Consider the following 22,581-nt stretch of genomic DNA (forward strand, 5'->3'; position numbering starts at 1 on the left):
TGCCTAGAGGCGCTTCCCTGAGAGACCTTCGTAGACGGCGGTGTATCGCCTGCTCGTCTCCTCCACGAGCCAGCCTGGAAGGGCCGGCGGAGCAGGGACCTTTTCCCCAGCCTTCCTCGCTTGGTCGAGCCTAGCCTTGTATCCCTCGGAGATGAGCCAGTCCCTGATGGGCTGCTTGTCGTAGCTCTCCTGTGACTTCCCCGGAGCGTAGGCCTCTGAGGGCCACATCCTGAACTCGTCCGGGCCGATGGAGTCCCCCAGGACCACTCCTCCCCTCTCGCCTCTTCCGAACTCGAGCTTGATGTCTGCGAGGATGAAACCCGCGGGCCCGGCGCTCGCGGAGATCTTGTCGTAGATTTCGAAGGAAGCCCGCTTCAGCTCGTCGAGTTCTTCCTGACTCGCCCTGCCCTCTCTTACTATGGCGGGCTCGGTGATCGGTTCGTCCTTGACGTCGGACTTCGTCGTGGGGTCGAAGTAAGGGCTCGGCAGTTTCGAGGCGAGCACTGAGGGGACCTGAAGCGTCACCTGTCCGTTGGAGGCCCTCTCCATCAGACTCCCGTAGAGGTAGCCCCTTACGACGCACTCGACCATTATCATGTCCATCCTCCTTACGACCATCATGTCCGGGCCCTCAAGGCGGACCATGTGATTGGGGACGCCCAGAGTCTCGAAGAAGTGCGCCCCAAGGCGGCAGAGCACGTCGCCCTTCCTCGGGATCGCAGTGGGCAGGACCACGTCGAAGGCGGAGACCCTGTCGGTGAAGTGGAAGAGGAGTAGGTCGCGGTCCAGCTCGTAGATGTCCTTGACCTTGCCCGACCGCACGAACGTGCCAGGGGGGGTCATCGCCATGAATCTCTCAGCTTCGCGATCTTTTCACCGACGCGGTTGTCCTCGAGTGCGACGATCTCGGCCGCGAGTATGCCGGCGTTCCTCCCGTTGTCCACCCCCACGCAGGCGACTGGTACCCCGGGCGGCATCTGTACAATCGAAAGGAGTGAGTCTAGGCCGTTGAGTTTCACAGCGACAGGGACCCCGATCACGGGCCTGGTGGTCATGGACGCGACGACTCCTGGCAGGTGAGCGGAGAGGCCTGCGACCGCGATGAAGACTCGGGCCTTAGATGAACCTACGAACTTCTTCAGCTTTTCGGGGTTCCGGTGGGCAGAGATGAAGTGCACCTCGTGAGCGACTCCGAGCTCTGTGAGCGCCTTGGATGCTTCGTCAGTTATAGCCTGGTCGCTCTTGCTCCCAGCAATCACAGCCACTGTAGTTTCCGTCATCTCGACCTACTCCTGGGCCGGACGACCCTTTTCTCGGTGACTATGATGTCGAGCGGCTCGTCGGTTGGGCCCTGAGGTACGTTGGAGAACCTCTGAGACTCGAGCGCCAAACCTGCGGCGAGGGCCCTCCCACGGTTCTTCAAAGCCTTGTCAAAGTAACCCCGTCCGTAGCCGACCCGATGGCCGTTCTCGTCCCAGGCGACCACAGGCACGAGGACGAGGTCCGCCTTGCGGAGGGGAACGACCCTCGCATCGGCGCGGGGCTCGAGGACGCCGAATGCGCCCGGGGCGAGCAGGGACAAGTCTGTAACTTCGTGGAAGGTTATCTCGCGAGAGTCGATTAGGACCTTCGGAAGCAGCACAGTCTTACCCGCACCGAGCGCGGCCTGGATCACTCCAGTCGTCTGTACTTCGTCGCTCTTCGCCGCGTATGCCGCAAGAGTGGAAGCCGTCGCGAACTCCGGAAGAGTGGAAAGGACTTCAGTGATCTGGATGCTGAGGCTCTCGATCGTGGAGGAAGGAAGCGAGCGCCTGGAGCGCAGAGCCGTCTGCCTTAGCTCGGACTTGCTCATCCTCGGGCCACCGATGGCAGCAAGAGACCGGCCTGCCGGGAAGCCGCGATCAGAGTGTTCTGAATCAACATGATTACAGTCATCGGGCCAACCCCTCCAGGGACCGGGGTGATGTAGGAGGCCTTCTTCGACACGGACTCGAAGTCTGCGTCCCCGACGAGCTTGTCTCCGACGCGATTCATGGCGACATCAACAACCACGGCCCCCTCTCGGACCATGTCTGCGGTCAAGGTGAACCGCGGTCGGCGGCCCACGGCTGTTATCAGGATGTCGGCGCGACTGGCGACGGCCGCAAGGTCTGGGGATTTTGAGTGGCACATCGTGACTGTCGCATCTTCGCTCAGGAGGAGGTGGTAGAGAGGTTTCCCGACGAGCGCGCTGCGGTTGATTATCACGGCGGTGGAGGATGGGATCTTGACCTTGTAGTGATGGAGCAACTCCATTACTCCGCGCGGGGTGCACGGGACTAGGTCTGCCTCGCCGTAGAAGAGACGCCCGGTATTCGTTGAAGTGAGGCCGTCGACGTCCTTCTCGGGGCTGATCGCTTCGACGACCCGCCTCTGGTCTAGGTGGTCGGGGAGGGGGAGCTGGAGCAGGATTCCGTGGACCGAGCGGTCCTCATTGAGCTGCCGAATCAGCGAGACGACCTGGGCCTCGCTCGAGCTGGCGGGGAGAGAGTGGCTCGTCGAGGTGATGCCCGTCCTCTTCGCGGCGCGATGCTTGCTGCCCAGGTAGACCTTGGAAGCGGGGTCGTCTCCGACCAGGACCGTGGCGAGTGTCGGATTGGTCCCCAGGCCCTTCATCTTCGAGACCTGGGATGCGAGGCTGGTCTCGATGCTGGCTGCGAGCGCCCTGCCGTCCATGATCGTCGCGGTCATGGGGTGATGAGGACCCTCCTTCCTACGATCCTCAGGCGCCCCTCCACGAAGAGCCGGACCGCCTCTGGGTAGAGCTTGTGTTCCTCCCTCAGGATCCGGGCTGCGAGAGTCTGCGCGCTGTCTCCTTCCGCGACGCGGACTGCGCGTTGGACGACTACTGGCCCTGCGTCGACTTCGGGAACTACGAAGTGGACGGTGCACCCGGCGACCTTCACTCCGTACTCCAACGCCTGGCGCTGCGCGTCGATGCCTGGGAAGGCGGGCAGGAGGGACGGGTGGATGTTCATGATCCGTCCCCTGAAAGTATCCACGAAGCTCTTCGGAAGGATCTTCATGAAGCCGGCAAGGAGTACTAGCCCTTCCCGCGGAGTGACTCCGTGGGCCTTCAGGACTTCCACCATTGCCTGACCCATTGATTCAGAGGAATCAGAAGGGCCCAGTGCCACTCCTGCAACCCCGTGCTTCTTGGCGACCTGCAGGGCCTTGGCCTCGGGATTGTTGCTTACTACGACCGAGACTCTGGCGCCCTTGATCGAGCCCCTCTTGATTTCGCCTAGGATGGACTCGAGGTTGGAGCCGCGCCCGGAGACGAGGACCCCGATGTTGATCAAGGCTTGGTCTCGACCTTGGCCGTCTCGCCGATCGGGGTCGCAGCCGTCAACTTCGAGTAGTCCCCGTTGATGCAGGCGAAACAGAGACTGTCCTGAGGAAGGCCTATCGCTTCGCTTAGGCCCTCGATGTCGTTGAAGAAGAATTCGTCAGCACCGATCGCTTCGGCGACCTTGGAGGCGGTCGTCTGTATGGAGTCGCCCTCCTCGGCGACCCTGTGCACGAGGAGTTCCTCCTTGCTGGGGAAGTCGATCCCCATGAAGCAAGGGTGCCTGATGGGAGGGAAGGTCACCGCCATCTTGACCGACTTGGCACCCGCCTTTCTCAGCGACTTCACGATCACGCTGGAGCTGGTGCCCCGGACGATGCTGTCGTCGACGACTACGACGTCCCTGCCCTGAATCACCTCGCGGATGGGTATGATCCTCTTAACGACGTCCTCTCTGCCCTCCTGCCCAGGCTGGATGAAGCTCCTGATGCTCCCCTTCCTGCTGTACCTGTCCTTCATCAGGCCCTCGTCCATCGGGACTCCTGCCTCGACTGAGAACCCGAGGGCGGACGGCCTGGCAGAGTCGGGGACCGGGATGACGACCTCCCCCTTTGCTCCGGACCTCTTCGCCAGGACCCTTCCCACCTTCTTCCTGGCCTCGTAGACCGAGACGCCGTTGATCCGCGACGACGGGTGAGCGAAGTAGGTGTACTCGAAGGAACAGTAGGCGGTGGGTACTTTCGCGGCGAACCTGAAGGACTCGAGGCCCTTAGCGCCGAACTTCACCATCTCGCCCGGCTCGACGTCGCGGACGAAGTCTGCCCCGACCGCAGACAGCGCGCAGCTCTCGGAGGCGGCGATGTACGTCTTGGTCGCCTCGTGCCATCCAAGGCAAAGAGGTCGGTATCCTCTCGGGTCGCGGATGGCGTAGACGTCTCCTCCGGAGTCGACTATGATGAAGCAGTATGCCCCGACTAGCTCGGTGGAGAGCTTCTGCACAGCTCTGAACATGTCGCCCTGCTGCTTCAGGTGGTGGAGGAGCCTGTAGCCGGCGACCCTGGTGTCGGAGTCGCACGACTGGCCGAACTCTTCCTGGACTGGCCCGGTCAGCTGCTCGAAGCCCACTAGGGTCCCGTTGTGGGCGATGGCGAAGGAGGATTCGATCTGGAGGGGCTGGGCGTTCTCTAGGACGGAGCGGCCCTTTGTGGAGTATCTTACGTGCCCTATGGCCGAGCCCGCCCTGTGGTTCGCGAGCTGTCCGGCGTCCAGATGCCAGTTGGCCACGAGGCCCATCTTCTTGAAGACGGGCCTGCCGGGCGTCGCAAGGCCCCAGGACTCCTGCCCCCTGTGCTGGAGAGCCTCGAGGCCGTGGATCGTCTTCCTGACTACGTCTTGCCCGGTCGCGGAGCGCGCCGCGACGAGGCCGCACTTCTCCTTCGCGTCGGTCATTCCATCAGCTCCGAGAGCCCTGTCTCCCATAGGCGACTGAGCCTGGCCACGTCGAGGGCCGCAACCCTTCGGCCGCCTGCAAGTATCGAGACTTCCTTGCCTCCTGTGACTCCGATACGCGCGTGGGGTATGCCTGACTTTGATAGGGCCGACTCGGCCTTCTTCGGGGAGGCGGTGGACAGGAGGAACCTTCCGTGGGACTCCGAGAAGAGCGCCTCTGTACGGGAGAGCGACTCGCCAGGGACGAGAGACAGGTCTATCGAGACCCCGAGGCCCCTTCCGATGCACATCTCAGTGGCCGCCGCGGCCAAGCCCCCCTTTGAGAGGTCGTGCACCGCTGTCGTCGCGCGACTGCGGATCAGCCCCAGCATTGCGGCGTACGTCCTCGAGTCCTGCTCAGGGTCCGGCCTGGGTACTCTTCCTCCAACGAAGCCGAGGACGGTCTCGTAGTACTCCGAGCCTCCGAGCTCGGGCCGCGTCTCCCCTACGAGGAAGACGGCCTCTTCGGGGCGCGTGAAGGAGGCCTGTGCCTTCGTGGTCGAGGGAGGGGCCAGGCCCACCACCATTGCGATCGGGGAGGGCTTGATCGGGATCCCGGTCGCGTCGTCCTCGTTGTAGAAGCTGACCTTGCCGCCCACCACTGGTATGGAGGTCCGCCTGCAGTAGTCGGCCATGCCTTCGACCGATTCACGGAATGACCAGTAGACCCCGGGGTCAGACGGATCTCCGAATTGGAGGTGGTCCACCATCGCTATCGGCTCGGCGCCCACCGCGACCACGTTCCTGCTCGCTTCTGCCACGCAACCCGCCCCGCCCGACCTGGGGTCGAGGGCGCTATGCTTGCTGTTGCCATCGGCCTTGATCGCGAGGAAGGAGCCGTTGGGGAGCCGCATGAGGGCCGCATCGGCGCCACCAGGCTTGAGGACTGTGCTTGTGCCGACCTCGTGGTCGTACTGTTCGTAGACCCAGCGCCTGCTCGAGATGTTCGGCGAGCCCATCAGAGATGCGAGGGCGGAGGCGACGCCAGGCTCCTTGGGTCTCGGAGCAGGGGTCACCCGCGAGGGCTTGACCGCAACCCTCGGTATCAGAGGCGAGTTGGCGACGAAGTCAGCGGGGAGGTCGACTATCTTCTTCCCGTTCCAGCGCACGCTGAGCCTCCCGTCGGCCGTCACCTTGCCGATCACTGAATAAGGAACTTCGTACTTCTCCAGAGTCTTCAGGACCGGGGCTGAGCGCTTCGGGTCGAGTATCAGGAGCATCCTCTCCTGAGACTCGGAGGTCATCACTTCGGTCGGCCCCATGTCCGGCTCCCTCACTTGGACCCGGGCGAGCTCGACGTCCACCCCGCTGCCGCCCTTGGAGGCTATCTCAGAGAGCCCGGTCGAGAGGCCGCCTCCCCCCAGGTCCTTCATTCCTCGGATGAGGCCCGTCTGGGCCGCTTCGAGCAGGGAATCGATCAGAAGTTTCTTCATGAAGGGGTCAGGGACCTGTACGGAGGACCTGTCAGAGCTAGGGGTGTCTCCGAGGTTCTTGGAGGCGAAGGAGGCGCCGCCTACTCCGTCTCTGCCGGTGGAGCCGCCTGCAAGGACTACCACGTCTCCGGGAGTGCGGGCTTCGGCCAGTATCAGGGAACCCTTCCTGGCCACCCCCACGCAGGCGACGTCGACGAGGCAGTTTCGCTCAAAGGTCTCATCGAACTCGATGTCACCGGCTACGGTGGGAATCCCGATGCAGTTGCCGTAGTCAGCGATCCCCCTGACGACGTTGCGAAGCAGCCAGACGGAGTGGGTGCTCCTCCTTGGGTCGCCGAACCTCAGGATGTCGACCAGCGCAAGCGGGCGCGAGGCGACGGAGAGGATGTCCCTCACGACGCCCCCGATCCCTGTGGAGGCCCCGCCGTAGGGGTCGATGGCCGAGGGGTGGTTGTGGCTTTCGATGTGAAGGGTCACGGTGTATCCGCCGCCGACGTCCACGACTCCCGCATCATAGCCCGGGCCTAGGAGGACCCGGCGCCCGGTCGTCGGGAAGAGCTTGAGGAGGGACTTCGAGGACTTGTACGAGCTGTGCTCGGACCACTCCGCGTCGATGACGGCCCACTCGGTCTCGTTGGGTTCTCGCCCCAGGGTCCTCCTCACTGTGGCCGTTTCGTCTTCGGTCAGGCCCAGGACGACCTTCGAGGCGATCAACTTGCGGCCTCCAGGAGGGAGGCGAAGATCGAAGCGCCGTCCGCCGAGTCGTATGGGCTGAGGACCCGGTCCGATGCCCTCTCCGGGTGAGGCATCAGGCCGACTACGTTGCCCTCGCGGTTCGTGATCCCAGCGATGTTCTTTGATGTGCCGGTGGGGTTGGAGCCTTTGGTCGCCCTGCCCTCCTGGTCGCAATACCTGAAGACGACCCCCGCTTCAGACCCAAGGCGGGCGAGTTCCCCGGGCTGTGCGGTGTACCTTCCCTCGTTGTGCGCGATGGGCATCCGGAGCACCTGGCCCTTCTTCATCCCTCGAGTGAAGGGAGTCCGCTCGTTCTCGACCTTGACGGTGACCCACCTGCAGACGAACCTGAGCGTCGAGTTCCTGAGGAGGGCGCCGGGGAGGAGGCCTGCTTCTATGAGAATCTGAAACCCGTTGCAGATGCCCAGCACCGGGACCCCCTTCTCGGCGAGGCGCTCGATGCGGCCCAAGGCGGGGCTCCTCGCGGCGATCGCTCCCCCTCTGAGGTAGTCGCCGAAGGAGAAGCCGCCGGGGAGGACTACAGCGTCATACTTCGATACTTCGGAGTCTTCGTGCCACACGAGGTCCGGCCTGAGCCCCCGGACCCGCCTGATCGCTGCGACCGCGTCCATGTCGCAGTTGCTGCCCGGGAACCTTACGACGGCGACCCGGAGTGCGGAGGACGTCAGGCTTCCACCGAGAGAGAGTGCGCCGCAGGGTTGTAGATCCTAAGCTCGTCGCAGATTCTTTCGACCATCTCTTTCGCGGAAGAAGAGTCGGCCGCCTCGACATCGAACCGGAGGAACTTTCCGCTCCTGATTCCCTTTACCTGTTTGAACCCGGACTTGGACACCAGGTCCCTGAGGATGGTCTCGCCCTCTGGGTCGCTGGCTCCCTCCCGGTTTGAGATTACGACCTTCACGGAGAAGCTGCGCGTCTTTGGCACAAAAATCGTTGCCCCTTTGATGTCTATATAAGATTGGATTACCATGTTTGTGCTAAACCCCATTGATGCTGAAAAGCCGCGTTAATTAGCGGTCCGAGGGGTCGAGGCCGCGAATGCAGGGCGACGGAGTCCTAAAGGTAAGCACTGCGATAGTCAGCGTGTCGGACAAGACGGGCCTCGTCGAACTCGCGAAGGGCCTCGTGACCTTCGGCGTGGAGATCCTGTCGACAGGTGGCACCTACTCCGAGCTGCTGAAGGGCGGGGTCAAGGCTAGGAGCCTGCAGGACGACATGCGTCTTCCGAGCGCGATTTCAGGGAGGGTAAAGACGCTGCACGCCCCCTTGCAGGCCGCAATCCTAGCGCGGGGGACCCAAGAGCACCTCGCGGAGCTGAAGGCCATGGGAGTCAAGCCCGTCGACATGGTCGTTTGCAACTTCTATCCGTTTGGGGTGGCGCTGAAGGAAGGAAGGGGAGACCTGGTGGAGAGCATCGACATCGGAGGGCCCACGATGGTAAGGGGCGCGGCGAAGAACTTCGAGAGGGTCGTCGTGGTCCCTTCCTACGAACTTTACGACGAGGTCCTGAGTGAAATGAAAGAGACCTCCGGCGGGACGACGTTTGAGTTCAGGAAGAAGATGGCTGTGGAAGCCTTTTCGATCACCTCGGCCTACGACGCCTCGATCTTCAACGGACTCAGGGGGCCGGGGCTCCCTCAGCGCCTTCTCCTTTCCGCCTCGAAGCTTCGGGATGCGAAGTACGGCGAGAACCCCGACCAGAAGGCCGTCATCTACTCGATCGACGGCTGGAGGACGATGGGAGAGTGGCGCCAGTTGGCGGGGGACGAGATGTCGTTCAACAACTTCCTGGACGTCGGGGGCGCGTACAGGGTCGTGGACGGGCTCAAGGGCGTCTCCGCCGTAGCAACGGTGAAGCATGGCCAGATCAGCGGCTTTGCCTTTGCGGATTCGGTCTCGAGGGCCTACGCTCTTGCGCATGCATGCGACCCCGAGGCGGACTTTGGAGGGACCGTGGTCGCTGGCACGCGGGTGGACGAAGAGGCCGCCAAGCTGATCGGGAGGAACGAGGGGGTCGCGGACTCGTCGGTCTACACCGAGATCGTCATCGCCCCGGGCTTCACCGATGGAGCCCTCAAGATCCTCGAAGGCAAGCAGAAGAAGAGGATCAGGGTCATCGAGGCCTCGCTCAGGCCCGACTTTCCGTACGATGTGAAGGTCCTCGAGGGCGCAGTGCTCGTCCAGGACGACGTGGACTACTGGAAGAGGCTCGACCCGTCGCTCGTCACCGTGCCGACGAAGAGAAAGCCGAGGGCCGAGGAGATGGCCAAGCTGCTAGAGGCCTGGGAGGTCGTGAGGAAGGTCATGTCCAACGGGATCGTAATCGCGGATGGGAAGTTCGAGGGCGGGAGGCTTTCGAGCTTCTGGACGCTAGGAGTGGGCAGCTTCAGGAAGCGGAACGGAGCGGTCAGGATTGCGCTGGAGAACGCGGGGGACAGGGCGATGGGAGCTGTCTGCGCGTCGGACGGCTTCTTCCCGTTCAGGGACAGCGTGGAGATGCTCTCCAGGGCGGGCGTGACCGCAGTGATCCAGCCGGGAGGGTCCGTCAAGGACGCAGAATCGATCGAGGCCGCCGACGAGGCGGGGATGGCCATGGCTGTGACCCACGTGAGGGCCTTCAAGCACTAGTGCGAAGCGAGCGAAGGCGGGCGGCGCAGGCGCGGAGGTCCCGGAAGCTGGCGATGTCCTTCCTCCACCTGAGCGGGCCGGTGAGGGCGCGGGCTCCCCTTAGGGACCTCGTGCGGGCCGACTCGAGGGAGTCTCCCAAGCCGACGACCGCGACCGCGCGGGAAGACCCCATCAGGGTCCGTCCTGAATCGACGCGGACGTCCATTGGGAATATCTTGAGCTTGTCGGGGCTCGCAGCGCCCATGGCCACCGCGGCAGAGAGGTCAATCGGGCTACCGTTCGTAGGAACGCCTGGCCCTGTCCCGTATCCTTCCGGGACCGCGCAGGTCACTACCGAGGCCTTCCTCGAGAAGCGGATCGACCTTAGCGAGCCGTCGAGGATGCGGTGGCAGACGTCTACGAAGTCGTCAGCGATGGTCGACAGTATGCTGATGACCTCGGTGTTGCCTCCCCTGCTGTTTCGCTCCAGTACCTTGAATCCCCTCCGGGTGTGCATGATCGCGTCGTACAGAACGATGCCCCTCAGGCCGGGCTCTGAGCCGCGCCCCCTCCACTTCCTGAAGGAGGCTTCCTCGGCCGAGACGAGGCGCTCCCACTCGGTCAGCGAGATGAAGGGGAGGCGCTGTGAGGGCGCTCTGTAGCTGCCCATTCCGCCGGTCAGCTTGCCCTTGTTCCCGTCCAGGGCCCTCTTGTAGTCGCGGGTCAGCGGGGCGGCCACGAAGTGCTTCCCGTCGCTGAACGCATGGAAGCTCGACTCTTCGCCCTCGACCCTCTTCTCCACCACGACGCGCCCTCTGGAGAGGGCGTCGAGGAAGAACGCCGAGGTCTCCTGGTCGGAGCGGAAGTCCTTCCCCCAGACGCCCACGCCGGCTCCCCTCGCGGGAGCGTCCGGCTTTACGACGACCTCCCTGAACTCCGAGGCGGTCTCGCGGAAGTCTCGGAGAGCCTCCGACTGAGAGTGGTATCGTGCGGCGTCGAAGACCTTGTAGTCGGGGTTGGCTCCCTTGAAGATTCTATCGAAGAGGGACCTCTGCTCGGCCTTGCTCCTCTCCACTGCGAACTTCTTCGAGACGCAGAGCATGGGGATCCCAACCTTCTCGAGGGAGTCACGACCCCCCGCGGTCACGAAGTCCTCGGTGTCGGTCAGGCCGAAGGCAATTCTTTCCTTGTACCTGCTCGCAAAGAGAGCGACGTCGGTCAGGTTCAGGTCGGGCACGACCCTGTGCGCCTTGGCTGCGGAGAGGTTGAACGGGTTCTGCTGCTTCTCGACCACGTAGAACTCTGGGACGTACTTCTGGGACCTCCGGAGGGCGTCGACCATAACGGGGGAGCTGAGGCTCTTCGAGACGATCAGGACGCCTACTTTGTCCACGTTCGCCGGACACACCTGGCAGGTATAAACTGGTTTCAGCACGGCCGCCCCTCTTTGGTTCATCCCGGCGCATGGCCCCTTACTACAGAGGGCGGTCTCTGACGTCGGGCAGGCGACCTTCAGACGACATATTAGGCAAGTAGGGTTTCGGGCACCAGATGGAACAGGGACCAGGCCAGGAGCAGACGGTTGAACCGATCATGAGCAAGGCGGTGATGGCCGTGGACGTCAACACCAGCGTCCAGGACTGTTCGAAGGCCATGGCCAAGAGGGGGGTCAGTTGTGCAGTGGTCACCCAGGGAGGGACTGCGATCGGCATCGTCACGGAGAGGGACCTCGTCGCGAAGGTGCTGGCGGACGCCGTGGACCCCGGGAAGGTCTTCGTGAAGGACATCATGTCGACCCCCCTGATCACCGTGCCCGCGGAGGCGACAGTGGGGGAAGCTGCGGCCCGGATGGCGGAGTACAGGGTCAGGAGGTTGATCGTCGTTGGAAAGAGCGGTGGGATGGTCGGGATAATCACCACGGGAGACATCGCACGCTCGCTGGCGGAGAAGCACGGCTACAGAGAACCGAAGTTCAACGCCCTCGCGAGGTACAAGGATGGGGTCGAGGAAGGCCCGTACAGATGATCAGCCGACCCGGAGCTTGACGCCGCCGTCGGCGCGGGATTTGAGAGGGATGGTTACCTCGAGTACTCCGTTGTTGTAGGTGGACTTCGCCCCCTTGGGGTCCACGGTCCCGGGAAGGTCCAGCTCCTTGTAGTATCGGTGCTCCTCCCTTTCGACTGAAATGACCAGGGACCTCTCGTTGACCGTGAGGTCGATGTCCTCCTTGCTCACGCCAGGGAGCTCTGCGATGACCCTGACCTCCTTGTCCGAACTGACCACGTCCACGAGGGGCTCGCGCTTGTCCTGGATCTCCTTCCACGGAGTCCCCCCTCCCTTTCTCACGTTTCCGAATTCCCTCACCACTGGCTTTCCGTCCGGGCCGATGGTGACCGAGTAGCCGTAGACGATGGGGCCGATCTCTTTCTTGGTGGAGCCGTCTGGTGACTTCGACTCGCGCACGAGGCCTTTTGGCAGATAGCGCTCGAGGTCCTTGAACTGCTCAGAGAAAGCCCTCTCCATCTGCTTCATCATCTCGTCGATGTCCGGCAGGCTCCAGGGCCCGACGGGATGCCCCCTGCGTTTCTTGTCAGCGTCTTCTGAGTCGTCTTCCAAGGTCGTTCGTAGAGGCGCGGGGGTGGGATTTATTTTTTCGGTCGCAGTCTGGAACAAGGTTTTTACATCGGGCGAAGGGCCGAATTTCTGCACGGTCATGACTGCTTCAATCTACTTCAGGATGACGCTACTGTTCACAGTCCTCACTGGGCTGCTCCTCGGGTTGGGATACCTGGTCGGCCTCTATTTTGGGAGCCCGCTGCTCTTTACCGGCGGAGCACTCGTACTCGCTGCCCTCTTCAACTTCATCTCCTACTTCTACGCGGACTCTCTGACCATCAGGGCGACGCGGGCGAAGATCATCACGGAGGAGCAGAGCCCTGTCCTGTTCAGGGCGGTCAGGAACGTCGCGCAGAAGGCTGGGATACCCATGCCTAGGGTGGGGGTAGTGGACTCCCCGCAGCCCAACGCGTTCGCGACGGGGAGGGGCCCAAACAAGGCGGTCGTCTGCGCCACCACAAGCATCCTCCAGACCCTGACGCCTGAAGAGCTGGAGGCTGTGATCGGGCACGAAATTGGCCACGTCGTCCACAGGGACGTGCTGATGTCGAGCATCGCCGCCACGATGGCGGGCGCCATTTCCTACATTGGGAACATTGTGCTGTACTCCCTCTGGTTCGGAGGCGGAAACAGCAGGGACAGGGGACCTTCTCCTCTTCTGCTGGCAGCGGCCGTCCTGGTGCCCCTGGGAGCGGTGTTCGTTCAGTTGGGGATAAGCAGGGGGGACGAGACGACCGCAGACGAGTATGGGGCGAAGCTGACTAGGAACCCTGGCGGGCTCATCAGCGCGCTTCAGAAGATCACCTCGAGGGCTCGGACGAGTCCAATAGCCAACAGGAAGGGACGGGGGCCGTCGCCGGCGACTTCGTCGCTCTGGATCGTCAACCCGTTCAGGGGAAGCTCCCTGGTCGAGCTCTTCTCCACCCATCCATCTCTGGAGCACAGGGTGGAAAGGCTGAAGCGAGTTGCGCGCGAAATGAACCTGTACGTGCCCTAGCCGAGGAGAACTCTTGCCAGCGCCAGGATGGCGCCGACCTCCAGGACTTCGTCCTTCTCAGCGGGCTGGGCGCTTGTCTTGGCCGGCGGGTTCTGAGTAGGCTGTCCCTGCAGAGACAGAGACGGGAAGATCGGCCCCGGAAAGAGGGCCGGGGTGTACGTCGGGTTCGATTTCGATGCGGATGACGCTGAAACGGCCGCGAGCAGAGCAGCGGCCGGGTCGGGTTCAGTCGATGTCTGCGACGTAGGAGGGGTTGCCCTCTGTACCGTGCGGGGGCCGACCCGCGTCCCGACCGGGGGGAGCTTCGAGGTGAACCTGCGCGAAGGGATGAGGGAGACAACGGCGAGGAAGACCCCGAAGAAGGCGACGAAGATCGACTTCGAGCCTATTCCTGCGAGGACGACGAGTATCGAGAAGAAGAGAAGGCCTCGATTCATTGAGACGGTTCTGCCTCCAGATCGTAATAAGGATTGAGAGAGTGGTGGGCCGGGGCGGATTTGAACCGCCGACCTTGGCGCGACAAGGCGATTCGCCGTATCCTGCCAGCTGGTGTCAGAGCTTGACGGGGTTACCCTGACGTCCAAACCATGCTAGACGACCGGCCCGATTCGGCGAACCGCCCTACGGCCCGCTTTTATCCTTACACGGGCTCAGGGACGGCTGATTGCCCACTCTCCTGCCGGTCGCTTCGATTAAATAACTAGCGGACTCGACGAGGTCCACTGGCATGAAGGAATCGTCCGAAGTTCCTGGGTTCTACAAGCTCTCCATGGAGGAGAGGCTCGAGGTAGTGAAGAGGCTCGCTGGGTTGACGGACGAGGAGGCGCAGTCGATCGCCAACACCGGAGGGCTTCCTGCGGACGTCGCCAACCGCATGATCGAGAACGTCGTCGGCGGGATTACGATCCCGATGGGGATAGCGACCAACTTCAAGGTGAACGGGAGGGACTACATCGTCCCGATGGCCCTCGAGGAGCCGTCGGTGGTGGCGGCCGCCAGCAACGCGGCGAAGATGGCGAGGGTCAAGGGAGGGTTCGAGGTCACGAACACGGGCCCGGTCATGATCGGCCAGATCCAGGTGGTGTCAGTCGAAGACCCTGAGGGCGCGAAGTCGAAGCTACTCGGGAAGAAGGCGGAGATACTCAAGAAAGCGAACGACCAGGACCCGATGCTCGTCTCGCTTGGGGGAGGGGCCAAGGACCTGAACGTGAAGGTCCTTTCGACACTCAAGGGGCCGATGGTCGTCGCGGAGCTGATAGTCAACACAGGGGACGCGATGGGGGCCAACGCAGTCAACACCATGGCCGAGGCGGTCGCCCCCATGGTCGAGGAGATAACCGGGGGCCGGGTCTTCCTCAGAATAATTTCGAACCTGGCGGACAGGCGGCTCGTCAGGGCCAAGGCCGTCTTTGAGAAGGAAGCGATCGGAGGCGAGGCGGTGGTGGACGGTGTGGTCTACGCATACGCCTTCGCGGACGCGGACCCGTACAGGTGCGCGACCCACAACAAGGGCATTATGAACGGGGTCGTCGCGGTCGCGATCGCGTGCGGGCAGGACATCAGGGCTCTAGAAGCGGGGGCGCACAGCTTCGCTTCAAGGACCGGCAAGTACAAGCCGCTGACCGTTTGGGAGAAGGACTCGAACGGAGACCTTGTGGGGCGCCTCGAGATGCCGATGGCCGTGGGACTGGTCGGAGGAGCCGCACGGACTCATCCTGCGGCAAGGGCAGCGATCAAGGTGCTGGGAGTGAAGACTGCGACGGAGCTGGCAGAAGTGATGGCGGCCGTGGGCCTCGCCCAGAACTTCGCGGCCCTGAGGGCGCTGGCCAGCGAGGGGATCCAGAGGGGACACATGAGGCTGCACGCAAGGAACATCGCAGTCTCGGCGGGCGCAAGCGGGGAGATGATCGAGGCGGTCGCTGCGAAGATGATCGACGAGAAGAAGATTAGGTTCGACAGGGCAAAGGAGCTCGTCGAAGAGATGTCAGGGAAGACTCGGGCCTAATCGGCGCGGCAGGAGAACACCCTTTGGACCCTGGGAGCGGCGAGGGTGGGCCGAATGAGAAGACAGGTCGTGCCGACCCCATCGTTCCGAGGAACAAGTATCTGTTGGCGATCGCCATCGTCGCCTGCGCGCTAGGGGCCCTCCAACTCGCGCATCTTCTGCAGGTCCCGTTCGGAGCACTGGGCTCGGAGGGAGGCTCCGTGATACCTACCGCGGCGCTCCTGGACTTCATGAGGACCTACGGATACCTGGGGCTCTTCGTTCTGATGACGCTGGAGAGCGCGTCGCTTCCGATACCGAGCGAGGTGATCCTTCCATTTGCGGGAGTCCTCGCATATCTGGGTGCGATCGGCTTCTGGGAGGGAGTCGTCGTCGCGACCCTGGGGGCCCTGGTTGGGGCGCTGGTCGACTATTATCTGGCAAAGGCCCTGGGGAGGAGGTTCGTCCTGGCGATGCTGAAGTCTTTCGGGATGGGGAAGAGCGGACTCGACAGGGCGGAAGGGTGGTTCGAGAGGTCCGGGAGGTGGACCGTCCTTGCGGCCAGGTTCGTCCCGGGGCTGAGGTCGGTGATCTCCCTTCCGGCGGGCCTGTTCAGGATGGGGCTCCTCGAGTTCGTCGTCCTCACCGCGGTGGGTTGCGTCGTTTGGAATGCCGCTCTGATCTACGCCGGAGTACTAGCGGCCACGGGGATCACGTCGCCCGAGGGGTGGGTGGCTGGAGGAGTCCTTCTCGTAGGGGCAGCGTACGTGGCGTACTACGTCGCCGGGGCAAGGCGCCCTCGCATCTGCTAGTCTGGGCTCATCGGGATCTTGACGCCCTTGGCCTTCGCGGTCCTGATCGCCTCCTCGTAGCCTGCGTCTGCATGGCGCGCGACGCCGGTCCCGGGGTCGTTGGTAAGGGCCAGCTCGAGCCTCTTCTCTGCCTCCGGAGTCCCGTCTGCGAGGACGGCAAGGCCTGCGTGAATCGAATATCCGATGCCGACCCCGCCTCCGTGATGGACCGAGACCCAGGAGGCTCCAGAGACGGCGTTCAGGAGCGCGTTGAGGATCGGCCAGTCGGCGATCGCGTCGGACCCGTCCTTCATCCCTTCGGTCTCGCGGTAAGGAGACGCCACGGAGCCGGAGTCGAGGTGGTCGCGGCCGATGACCACGGGTGCTGAGATCGTCCCGTCCCTCACCATCGCGTTTATCGTCTTCCCAAACCTCGCCCTCTCTCCGTATCCGAGCCAGCAGACGCGGGCCGGGAGTCCCTGGAACTTGACCTTCTCGTGCGCCATGCGGATCCACCGGGTGAGGGATGGGTTGTCGGAAAAGTCTCTCAGGATAGCTTCGTCGGTTGCGTAGATGTCCTCCGGATCTCCCGAGAGCGCGACCCATCGGAAGGGCCCCCGCCCTTCGCAGAAGAGGGGTCGGATGTACTCAGGGACGAAGCCGGGGACCGAGAACGCGTCCGCCACCCCCGCGTCCTTCGCCATCTTCCTGATGTTGTTCCCATACTCGAAGGCCACTGAGCCCTTGCTCTGGAAGGAGAGGATCGCCCTCATGTGGGAGGCGATCGAGCTCATCGACCTCTCGAGGTAGGACTTCGGGTCGGACGCCCGGAGCGCGGAGGCTTCGGAGGGGTCCAGGCCGAGGGGGATGTATCCTGAGAGGGGGTCGTGCGCCGCTGTCTGGTCCGTGATCACGTCGGGGACAAATCCCGAGCGCAGGAGGGAGGGAAGGACCTCCGCGGAGTTCCCCAGGAGGGCGACAGAGAGAGGCCTCCCCACCTTCGCCGCCGTGCGCGCAAGCTCGAGCGCCTCCTCGGGGTCCTCCGTCTTGAGGTCGCAGTATGACTTGTCCAGACGTCGTTGGATCGCCCTGGCGTCCGCCTCGACGACCAGAGCGACGCCGTCGTTCATCGTCACCGCAAGGGGTTGGGCGCCCCCCATCTCTCCGAGGCCGGAGGTGAGGACGATTCTGCCTTTCAGAGAGCCGCCGAAGTGCCTCGAGGCCAGGGCGGCGAGCGTTTCGTAGGTGCCTTGGAGTATGCCCTGGGTCCCGATGTACATCCAGCTCCCCGCGGTCATCTGACCGTACATCGTAAGGCCGCGTTCCTCAAGCTCGCGGAAGTAGGCCCAGTCGGCCCACTTTGGGACTATCATGGCGTTGGAGATCAGCACTCGCGGGGCGCTTGGGGTCGTCCTGAAGACGCCCACCGGCTTGCCGGACTGGACGAGGAGAGTCTCGTCGTTCTCGAGGGACTTCAGGGTCTTCACGATTGCGTCGTACGCCGGCCAGCTCCTGGCTGCGCGCCCAGTTCCGCCGTAGACGATGAGTCGCTCAGGGTCCTTTGCGACCTCGGAGTCCAGGTTGTTCATCAGCATCCTTAGGGCCGCCTCCTGGTGCCAGCTCTTGCAGGAGATCTCTGGTCCGCGCGGGGCCCTGACCTGGTGCCTTTGCACGTGAGTTAGAGGCTCACTCTCGATTTAAGAGTTCACGAGAATCGTCTCTTTCTGTACATCTCGAGGCAGTCCTATGGACCGGACTGGCGCTGTTCCGTCGGCCTCGAAGGCAGTGCGAGGCCGTAGACGAACATCCCAATCCCGACGGTGGTGATGCCGGCGGCGACGACGATCAGGGCCAACAGTGCGGCGAAGTTGCCGGATTCTCCGAAAATCACGCCCACTGCGAGGACGGCGATTCCAAAGAAGAAGGTCCCGAAAGCTATCAGCGCGGCCCCCAGCCCGATGATGAGCGGCCTTTGCACCAGGCGCCCGCAGTCTGCGGGCCGGATTAAGGGTTGCGCAGTGGGAACCGTGAAGCGCTGGAAGGCTTACGAGTGGGCCCTCATCGGGGAGGCGCGGAGAGAATGGGGCGACTGATGCTGATCAATGCGGGCGAGTTGGCGACCTGTTCCCCAGACACGAGGGGGAAAAGTTCGGCCATCGGGGTCGTTGAGGATGGGGCGATGATGGCGGAGGACGGCAAGGTGACCTGGGTCGGGACAACGAGAGAGCTGAGGAGGAAGTCCTTCGGGAGGGCCGAGGTAACCGTAGACGCTGAAGGGAGCCTGGTGACTCCAGGCTTCGTGGACCCCCACACTCATCTTCTCTTTGCGGGAAGCAGGGAGGACGAGCTGGAGAGGAAGCTAAAGGGAGAGTCCTACACTGAGATTCTGAAGTCGGGAGGAGGCATCGCAAGGACCGTGAGGGAGACGAGAGGCGCGACCTCTGAAGCCATCGAAAGAGAGTCTTTGGGCAGGCTCGGTCAGCTGGTCAGGAACGGAGTGACAACGGCCGAGGTGAAGACCGGGTATGGCCAGTCCCTGGAGGAGGAGTTGCGACACTTGGAGATCCTGAGGAACATGAAACGGAAGGTCGAGGTCGAGCTGGTGACGACTTTCTTGGGGCTCCACAGCACGCCTCCAGAGTTTGCCCGGCCGAGCGAGTTCGTGAAGCACGTGATCAAGAGCGTACTGCCCGCCGTTGCCCGCCTTCGAGAGAGGCCGAGGTTCTCGGACTGCTTCTGCGAGGAAGGGGTGTTCTCGAGCGCAGAGTGCAGACGATACCTAGAGGCATCGGCAGACTTGGGGTTCGCCCTCAAGATTCATGCGGACGAGTTCAAGGAGTCGGGGGGTGCCCGACTGGCGGCAGAGGTCGGGTGCATGTCCGCGGACCATCTCGGCAGGAGCAGTGATGGAGGGATCGAGGAGATGGGTCGAAGGGGCGTCGTGGCTGTGCTGCTCCCCTGGACGTCGCTCTGTTCAGGCATTCCATACGCGGACGCAAGGAAGACCATGGACGCAGGGTGTAGGGTTGCCTTGGGCACGGACCTCAGCCCGAACTCATGGATAGAGTCGCCGCAGCTCGTCATGGGGCTTGCTTGTAACGCACTGAGGATGACCCCCGAGGAGGCGATTCTTGGCTTCACGCGCTTCGCCGCTGATGCACTGGGGAGGGAGGACATCGGGCGACTGGCTCCGGGTGCGAGCGCAGACTTCCTGGTCCACGACTTTGGGGGGTACAGGGCCCTGCCATACGAGCTTGGAGGTCGGCACGTCAGAAGGGTCTTCAAGAAAGGAATCGAGATAGGCAGAGGGGCGGTTTAGGGGACTCTTCCGGAGATTGTCGCGCGTGCGAGGGCCTCGATTTCATCTCCTTGGGAGCGGTCTCCGCGGAGCAGGGGAGAGGAGAGCCTCACTGTCTTGCAGAGCTCCACTGAGTGCTTCGAGATCCCTGTCTCGTCGGTCCCGAGTATGTTGGAGGCACAGATCAGTTCGATGGCGAGCATCAGCGAGACGTTCTCCGCGACGGAGAGCGCCTTCATGCCGGCGTTGACCCCGTGGCTCGCGTGGTCCTCGATCCCCCCCGAGACGCTGGCAGGGTAGGACGACTGGGGGTAGACCAGCTTTGCATTCTCCGCGGCTAACGAGGTCGCAGTGTACTGAAGGATCATGAGCCCGGACTCAAGGCCAGGCTTCGCTGCCATGTACTTCGTCTCGGGAGGAGTCCTGGAGAGGAGGACGCCGGTCCGGGCGAGGGAGATCACGCCGAGGTACGAGACTGCGAGCGAAAGGAAGTCGAGGACCATGGCGACGGGCTGCGCATGGAAGTTACCTCCGTGCATGAATGAACCGTCTTCAAGGAGGACTGGGTTGTCGGAGACGGAGTTCATTTCACCGACGACCACCTTCTCGGAGAAGGTCAGCGCGTCCTTGAGGGAGCCGTGGACCTGGGGGACGCAGCGTATCGAGTAAGGGTCCTGCGGGACGGGCTCCTCCCTAAGGCGCTGGCTGTCCTTCAGAAGGTTCCTGAGCCGCCTGGCGACGTAGGCCTGCCCAGCGTGTGCCTTCAGCTCGGTCAGCCTCTCGTCGAAAGACTGCGAGCAGGCCCCGGTCACCTCCGCAGTAAGGGAGGCGGCCGAGTTGCCAGCCTCCAACAGTGCGCTGCCCCGATGCACTGAGAGACACCCGAGGGCAGCGGTGAAGGCCGTGCCGTTGATCATTGCGAGGCCCTCCTTCGCGTGAAGGACCACCTGCTTGAGCTTCGAGGCCGCGAGGGCCCGGCGAGACTCCATCAGCTCTTCCCGGCGATAGGCCTTCCCTTCCCCGATCATGGTCAGGGCGAGGTGCGCAGAGGGGACGAGATCGCCACTGGCCCCTAGAGACCCGAATTGTGGGACGTACGGAGTCACTGCTTTGTTGAGCATCTCTGCAAGGAGTTCGGCGAGGGCTGGCCGTACCGCGCTATTCCCGTTAAGCAGGCTGTTGAGCCGTATGAGCATAGCAGCGCGCACGACTTCTATCGGCATCGGTGCCCCCACACCGGCCGCGTGACTGCGGACCAGGTTGAGCTGGAGCTCCTTCAGGTTGCCCAGGCGGACTGCCTTGTCAGCCAGCGACCCGAAGCCCGTGTTGACCCCGTAGACGACTTCTCCGCGGCCAAGCTTGCGCTCCAGTAGGGCACGGAACTTTTGCATCCTCTTCAGGCTCGCCGAGCTGACCTTGACCGGAGCCCCCTTTTCTGCGACCTTGACGGCGGATGCGAGGGTCAGGGACCTGCCGTCGAGGGCTAGGGCCATTGGGACACCCCTGAGGCCTGCGATTAATAGTGTTGACATACGTTTATCTCGACTTGAGAGGCGTCGGGAACGTTGAGGCGCAAGGCGGTCTATCCACCAAAGCGCTACGACGACCCGATGGACCTGAGGCTCACGAGTATCATCAGAAGCTCTTCTCGGGCCATGCCCAGGGCAGTGAACATCCTGGGCGTCCCATATGACGGGGCGGTCCTGGGCAGGAGGGGAGCGTCAGGCGGCCCGGAGGGACTCCGCCAAGCGCTGGCCGGGTTTTCGAACTACAGCGTCGAACTGGAGGTTGGGCTCGAGGGCGCCAGGATCTTCGACATGGGTGACATGTTAGTCGGAGGCGGGGATGTGGAAAGGGTGCATGGAAGGATTCAGAGGGAGGTCCTGCAAGTTCTCAAGAAGGACTCATTGTTGGTCATCTTTGGCGGAGACAACAGCGTCTCCCTCCCCGCGCTGCGGGCCGCGTCAAGGAAGTTCGGGAAGATAGGCCTAGTCGTGGTGGATTCTCACCTTGACCTGAGGGGGAAGATAGGCGGGAGGCCGACGAGCGGCTCGTCTTATGGACTCGCGATTGAGACGGTAGGCGGCCTGGACGGGAGAAGGGTGGCGGAGGTCGGGATTCACGGGTTCCTAAATTCCAGGAAGTATGTCGAGAAGGCAGAAGGATTAGGGGTCAGTATCCTGACCGCAGATAAGGTGAGGAGGTCGGGAGCAAAGCGGGCAGCGGGGCTGGCGTACGAAATAGCCTCTGAGGGTGCCGACGCGGTCTATCTCAGCGTGGATTTGGACGCGGTGGACACGGGCTTCGTGACCGGAGTCAGCGCACCAAGCTCAGGTGGCATCAGCGCTGCGGAACTAGTGGAGTTCGTGTCGGAGATTGGGACTAGGGAGAAGGTCAGGTGCGCCGATTTCGTGGAGCTCGCGCCATCTCTGGATCCGACAGGGCGCTCGCAAATCGTGGGCGCGACAGCTTTCGTGGGGCTCGTTGCAGGGTTCCTAGTACTAGGAGTAGGTGGGGAGCCGACGGGACGTAGACGCAAAGCATAGTCCAAGACTGTCAAGATTCATATCCACCCTGAGAAAGCCACGGTTGGGTGCGGTGGTCGTCTAGCCTGGTCCAGGACAGTAGCCTGCCACGCTACTAACTCGGGTAGTCGCGAAGAGCGACTCGAGAATTCAAATCCCGGCCACCGCACTTATCCAACCTTGGAGCCGACCGGAATCGCTTTCTCCGGGGTGAGCAGAGACAGGTTCACATCGTCAAATGCCGCCAGGAGCATGCACTCCGAAGCGACGCCTGCGACGTTCTTGGGCTGGAGGTTCACTACTGCGATGACGAGCTTGCCCGTCAAGTCCTCCTTTGAATAGTGGGACTTGATTCCCGCGACGCACTTCTTCTGCTGGCCTTCGCCAAGGTCGACAGTGAGCTTGTACATCGGCTTGCGGGCTGCAGGGATGTCGTCGACTGACAGGATTCTTCCGACTCTTAGTTCGATCTTCGCAAAGTCGTCGATTGAGACAGACATCGGAGTCCCGGGGACGAGTTGCGCAAATAAGGCTTAAAGAGACAACCTTCGAATCGCGAGTTCGAGGGGGCCGGTCGTCTAGTCTGGTAGGACACGGCCGCGTGCGTCCAATCCCTTGGCAAAGAAATCCAGACTGGGAGAGGTCGGGGGTTCGAATCCCCCCCGGTCCACTTATCGAGCCATTCCTTAAGAGAAGACCGATTCAAGGTAAGGCGTGTCAGGGAAGAGCTGCCAGGCATATTTCGACCCGACAACGCT

At 62.9% G+C, this 22,581-nt stretch carries 23 protein-coding genes and 3 tRNA genes; 9 read left to right on the top strand and 17 right to left on the bottom strand.

Annotated elements, in window-relative coordinates:
* Nucleotides 1-3: 3 nt before the first annotated feature.
* From HY247_04470 to purS, 9 genes are read right to left on the bottom strand one after another with little or no spacing between them, the layout of a single operon-like run.
* Nucleotides 4-843, bottom strand: a complete 840-nt coding sequence (locus HY247_04470) for a phosphoribosylaminoimidazolesuccinocarboxamide synthase (protein ID QQG49558.1) — start codon at nucleotides 841-843, stop codon at nucleotides 4-6.
* The gene (purE, locus tag HY247_04475; GenBank protein QQG48030.1) at nucleotides 840-1,280 is read right to left on the bottom strand and encodes a 5-(carboxyamino)imidazole ribonucleotide mutase; all 441 of its coding nucleotides are present in this window, start codon (nucleotides 1,278-1,280) and stop codon (nucleotides 840-842) included. The genes HY247_04470 and purE overlap by 4 nt, the downstream gene beginning before the upstream one ends.
* Nucleotides 1,277-1,852, bottom strand: coding sequence for a 5-formyltetrahydrofolate cyclo-ligase (locus HY247_04480; protein ID QQG48031.1), 576 nt, complete (start codon nucleotides 1,850-1,852; stop codon nucleotides 1,277-1,279). Before HY247_04480 ends, purE begins: the two co-directional genes overlap by 4 nt.
* On the bottom strand, nucleotides 1,849-2,730 hold the full coding sequence (locus HY247_04485; GenBank protein QQG48032.1) for a bifunctional 5,10-methylene-tetrahydrofolate dehydrogenase/5,10-methylene-tetrahydrofolate cyclohydrolase: 882 nt from the start codon (nucleotides 2,728-2,730) through the stop codon (nucleotides 1,849-1,851). Before HY247_04485 ends, HY247_04480 begins: the two co-directional genes overlap by 4 nt.
* Nucleotides 2,727-3,341, bottom strand: a complete 615-nt coding sequence (locus HY247_04490; GenBank protein ID QQG48033.1) for a phosphoribosylglycinamide formyltransferase — start codon at nucleotides 3,339-3,341, stop codon at nucleotides 2,727-2,729. The genes HY247_04485 and HY247_04490 overlap by 4 nt, the downstream gene beginning before the upstream one ends.
* Entirely contained in the window at nucleotides 3,338-4,777 is a 1,440-nt protein-coding gene (gene purF, locus HY247_04495; protein ID QQG48034.1) for an amidophosphoribosyltransferase, read from the bottom strand. The genes HY247_04490 and purF overlap by 4 nt, the downstream gene beginning before the upstream one ends.
* Complete coding sequence (gene purL / locus HY247_04500) at nucleotides 4,774-6,963, bottom strand: phosphoribosylformylglycinamidine synthase subunit PurL (GenBank protein QQG48035.1); 2,190 nt, start codon at nucleotides 6,961-6,963, stop codon at nucleotides 4,774-4,776. Before purL ends, purF begins: the two co-directional genes overlap by 4 nt.
* A complete protein-coding gene (gene purQ, locus HY247_04505; protein ID QQG48036.1) occupies nucleotides 6,960-7,616 on the bottom strand; it encodes a phosphoribosylformylglycinamidine synthase I in 657 nt (218 codons plus the stop codon). Before purQ ends, purL begins: the two co-directional genes overlap by 4 nt.
* A gap of 53 nt (nucleotides 7,617-7,669) precedes the next feature.
* Complete coding sequence (gene purS, locus HY247_04510; protein ID QQG48037.1) at nucleotides 7,670-7,975, bottom strand: phosphoribosylformylglycinamidine synthase subunit PurS; 306 nt, start codon at nucleotides 7,973-7,975, stop codon at nucleotides 7,670-7,672.
* A 68-nt stretch (nucleotides 7,976-8,043) separates the two neighbouring features.
* Between purS and purH the strand changes: the two genes are divergently transcribed.
* Nucleotides 8,044-9,633, top strand: coding sequence for a bifunctional phosphoribosylaminoimidazolecarboxamide formyltransferase/IMP cyclohydrolase (gene purH / locus HY247_04515; GenBank protein QQG48038.1), 1,590 nt, complete (start codon nucleotides 8,044-8,046; stop codon nucleotides 9,631-9,633).
* Here purH and HY247_04520 read toward each other — a convergent pair.
* Nucleotides 9,623-11,005: a hypothetical protein gene (locus HY247_04520; protein QQG48039.1), complete on the bottom strand. Its 1,383-nt coding sequence runs from the start codon at nucleotides 11,003-11,005 to the stop codon at nucleotides 9,623-9,625. The two genes, purH and HY247_04520, sit on opposite strands and share 11 nt — an antisense overlap.
* 158 nt (nucleotides 11,006-11,163) lie before the next feature.
* Here HY247_04520 and HY247_04525 point away from each other — a divergent pair, with 158 nt between their 5' ends.
* Complete coding sequence (locus HY247_04525; GenBank protein ID QQG48040.1) at nucleotides 11,164-11,637, top strand: CBS domain-containing protein; 474 nt, start codon at nucleotides 11,164-11,166, stop codon at nucleotides 11,635-11,637.
* Here HY247_04525 and HY247_04530 read toward each other — a convergent pair whose 3' ends face one another.
* Entirely contained in the window at nucleotides 11,638-12,147 is a 510-nt protein-coding gene (locus HY247_04530) for an Hsp20/alpha crystallin family protein (protein QQG49559.1), read from the bottom strand.
* A gap of 178 nt (nucleotides 12,148-12,325) precedes the next feature.
* Between HY247_04530 and HY247_04535 the strand changes: the two genes are divergently transcribed.
* Nucleotides 12,326-13,225 carry a M48 family metalloprotease gene (locus HY247_04535; protein ID QQG48041.1) on the top strand — a complete coding sequence of 300 codons (900 nt, stop codon included), beginning with the start codon at nucleotides 12,326-12,328 and terminating at the stop codon, nucleotides 13,223-13,225.
* Here the strand turns inward: HY247_04535 and HY247_04540 are convergent.
* Together HY247_04540 and HY247_04545 are read right to left on the bottom strand one after the other, a co-directional pair.
* The gene (locus HY247_04540; protein QQG48042.1) at nucleotides 13,222-13,662 is read right to left on the bottom strand and encodes a hypothetical protein; all 441 of its coding nucleotides are present in this window, start codon (nucleotides 13,660-13,662) and stop codon (nucleotides 13,222-13,224) included. The two genes, HY247_04535 and HY247_04540, sit on opposite strands and share 4 nt — an antisense overlap.
* A gap of 42 nt (nucleotides 13,663-13,704) precedes the next feature.
* Nucleotides 13,705-13,830: transfer RNA gene (locus HY247_04545), tRNA-Val, on the bottom strand.
* Nucleotides 13,831-13,952: 122 nt separating this feature from the next.
* Here HY247_04545 and HY247_04550 point away from each other — a divergent pair.
* Nucleotides 13,953-15,230 carry a hydroxymethylglutaryl-CoA reductase, degradative gene (locus HY247_04550; GenBank protein QQG48043.1) on the top strand — a complete coding sequence of 426 codons (1,278 nt, stop codon included), beginning with the start codon at nucleotides 13,953-13,955 and terminating at the stop codon, nucleotides 15,228-15,230.
* A gap of 23 nt (nucleotides 15,231-15,253) precedes the next feature.
* Nucleotides 15,254-16,021 carry a DedA family protein gene (locus tag HY247_04555; GenBank protein ID QQG48044.1) on the top strand — a complete coding sequence of 256 codons (768 nt, stop codon included), beginning with the start codon at nucleotides 15,254-15,256 and terminating at the stop codon, nucleotides 16,019-16,021.
* Here the strand turns inward: HY247_04555 and hutU are convergent.
* Entirely contained in the window at nucleotides 16,018-17,697 is a 1,680-nt protein-coding gene (gene hutU, locus HY247_04560) for a urocanate hydratase (protein QQG49560.1), read from the bottom strand. The two genes, HY247_04555 and hutU, sit on opposite strands and share 4 nt — an antisense overlap.
* A gap of 47 nt (nucleotides 17,698-17,744) precedes the next feature.
* A complete protein-coding gene (locus tag HY247_04565; protein ID QQG48045.1) occupies nucleotides 17,745-17,978 on the bottom strand; it encodes a hypothetical protein in 234 nt (77 codons plus the stop codon).
* A 102-nt stretch (nucleotides 17,979-18,080) separates the two neighbouring features.
* Here HY247_04565 and HY247_04570 point away from each other — a divergent pair, with 102 nt between their 5' ends.
* Nucleotides 18,081-19,319, top strand: a complete 1,239-nt coding sequence (locus tag HY247_04570) for an imidazolonepropionase (GenBank protein ID QQG48046.1) — start codon at nucleotides 18,081-18,083, stop codon at nucleotides 19,317-19,319.
* Here HY247_04570 and HY247_04575 read toward each other — a convergent pair.
* Nucleotides 19,316-20,830, bottom strand: a complete 1,515-nt coding sequence (locus tag HY247_04575; GenBank protein QQG48047.1) for an aromatic amino acid lyase — start codon at nucleotides 20,828-20,830, stop codon at nucleotides 19,316-19,318. The two genes, HY247_04570 and HY247_04575, sit on opposite strands and share 4 nt — an antisense overlap.
* Before the next feature lie 33 nt (nucleotides 20,831-20,863).
* Between HY247_04575 and HY247_04580 the strand changes: the two genes are divergently transcribed.
* Both HY247_04580 and HY247_04585 read left to right on the top strand, forming a co-directional pair.
* Nucleotides 20,864-21,844, top strand: a complete 981-nt coding sequence (locus tag HY247_04580; protein QQG48048.1) for an agmatinase family protein — start codon at nucleotides 20,864-20,866, stop codon at nucleotides 21,842-21,844.
* A 49-nt stretch (nucleotides 21,845-21,893) separates the two neighbouring features.
* A tRNA-Gly gene (locus HY247_04585) sits at nucleotides 21,894-21,992 on the top strand.
* Between the two features lies 1 nt (nucleotide 21,993).
* On the opposite strand, the gene HY247_04590 is transcribed toward HY247_04585, so the two are convergent.
* The gene (locus tag HY247_04590; GenBank protein QQG48049.1) at nucleotides 21,994-22,323 is read right to left on the bottom strand and encodes a tRNA-binding protein; all 330 of its coding nucleotides are present in this window, start codon (nucleotides 22,321-22,323) and stop codon (nucleotides 21,994-21,996) included.
* 67 nt (nucleotides 22,324-22,390) lie between these two features.
* Between HY247_04590 and HY247_04595 the strand changes: the two genes are divergently transcribed.
* Nucleotides 22,391-22,493: transfer RNA gene (locus tag HY247_04595), tRNA-OTHER, on the top strand.
* Nucleotides 22,494-22,581: the final 88 nt, after the last annotated feature.

The sequence above is a fragment of the archaeon genome (genome assembly GCA_016432545.1).
Lineage (GTDB): Archaea > Thermoproteota > Nitrososphaeria > Nitrososphaerales > Gagatemarchaeaceae > UBA183.

Excerpts from the sequence above, each read along its gene's own strand:
- HY247_04470 (QQG49558.1), bottom strand. The coding sequence starts at position 843 with ATGACCCCCCCTGGCACGTTCGTGCGGTCGGGCAAGGTCAAGGACATC.
- purE (QQG48030.1), bottom strand. The coding sequence starts at position 1,280 with ATGACGGAAACTACAGTGGCTGTGATTGCTGGGAGCAAGAGCGACCAG.
- HY247_04480 (QQG48031.1), bottom strand. The coding sequence starts at position 1,852 with ATGAGCAAGTCCGAGCTAAGGCAGACGGCTCTGCGCTCCAGGCGCTCG.
- HY247_04485 (QQG48032.1), bottom strand. The coding sequence starts at position 2,730 with ATGACCGCGACGATCATGGACGGCAGGGCGCTCGCAGCCAGCATCGAG.
- purF (QQG48034.1), bottom strand. The coding sequence starts at position 4,777 with ATGACCGACGCGAAGGAGAAGTGCGGCCTCGTCGCGGCGCGCTCCGCG.
- purQ (QQG48036.1), bottom strand. The coding sequence starts at position 7,616 with ATGGACGCGGTCGCAGCGATCAGGCGGGTCCGGGGGCTCAGGCCGGAC.
- purS (QQG48037.1), bottom strand. The coding sequence starts at position 7,975 with ATGGTAATCCAATCTTATATAGACATCAAAGGGGCAACGATTTTTGTG.
- purH (QQG48038.1), top strand. The coding sequence starts at position 8,044 with ATGCAGGGCGACGGAGTCCTAAAGGTAAGCACTGCGATAGTCAGCGTG.
- HY247_04525 (QQG48040.1), top strand. The coding sequence starts at position 11,164 with ATGGAACAGGGACCAGGCCAGGAGCAGACGGTTGAACCGATCATGAGC.
- HY247_04530 (QQG49559.1), bottom strand. The coding sequence starts at position 12,147 with ATGATGAAGCAGATGGAGAGGGCTTTCTCTGAGCAGTTCAAGGACCTC.
- HY247_04535 (QQG48041.1), top strand. The coding sequence starts at position 12,326 with ATGACTGCTTCAATCTACTTCAGGATGACGCTACTGTTCACAGTCCTC.
- HY247_04540 (QQG48042.1), bottom strand. The coding sequence starts at position 13,662 with ATGAATCGAGGCCTTCTCTTCTTCTCGATACTCGTCGTCCTCGCAGGA.
- HY247_04550 (QQG48043.1), top strand. The coding sequence starts at position 13,953 with ATGAAGGAATCGTCCGAAGTTCCTGGGTTCTACAAGCTCTCCATGGAG.
- HY247_04570 (QQG48046.1), top strand. The coding sequence starts at position 18,081 with ATGGGGCGACTGATGCTGATCAATGCGGGCGAGTTGGCGACCTGTTCC.
- HY247_04575 (QQG48047.1), bottom strand. The coding sequence starts at position 20,830 with ATGTCAACACTATTAATCGCAGGCCTCAGGGGTGTCCCAATGGCCCTA.
- HY247_04590 (QQG48049.1), bottom strand. The coding sequence starts at position 22,323 with ATGTCTGTCTCAATCGACGACTTTGCGAAGATCGAACTAAGAGTCGGA.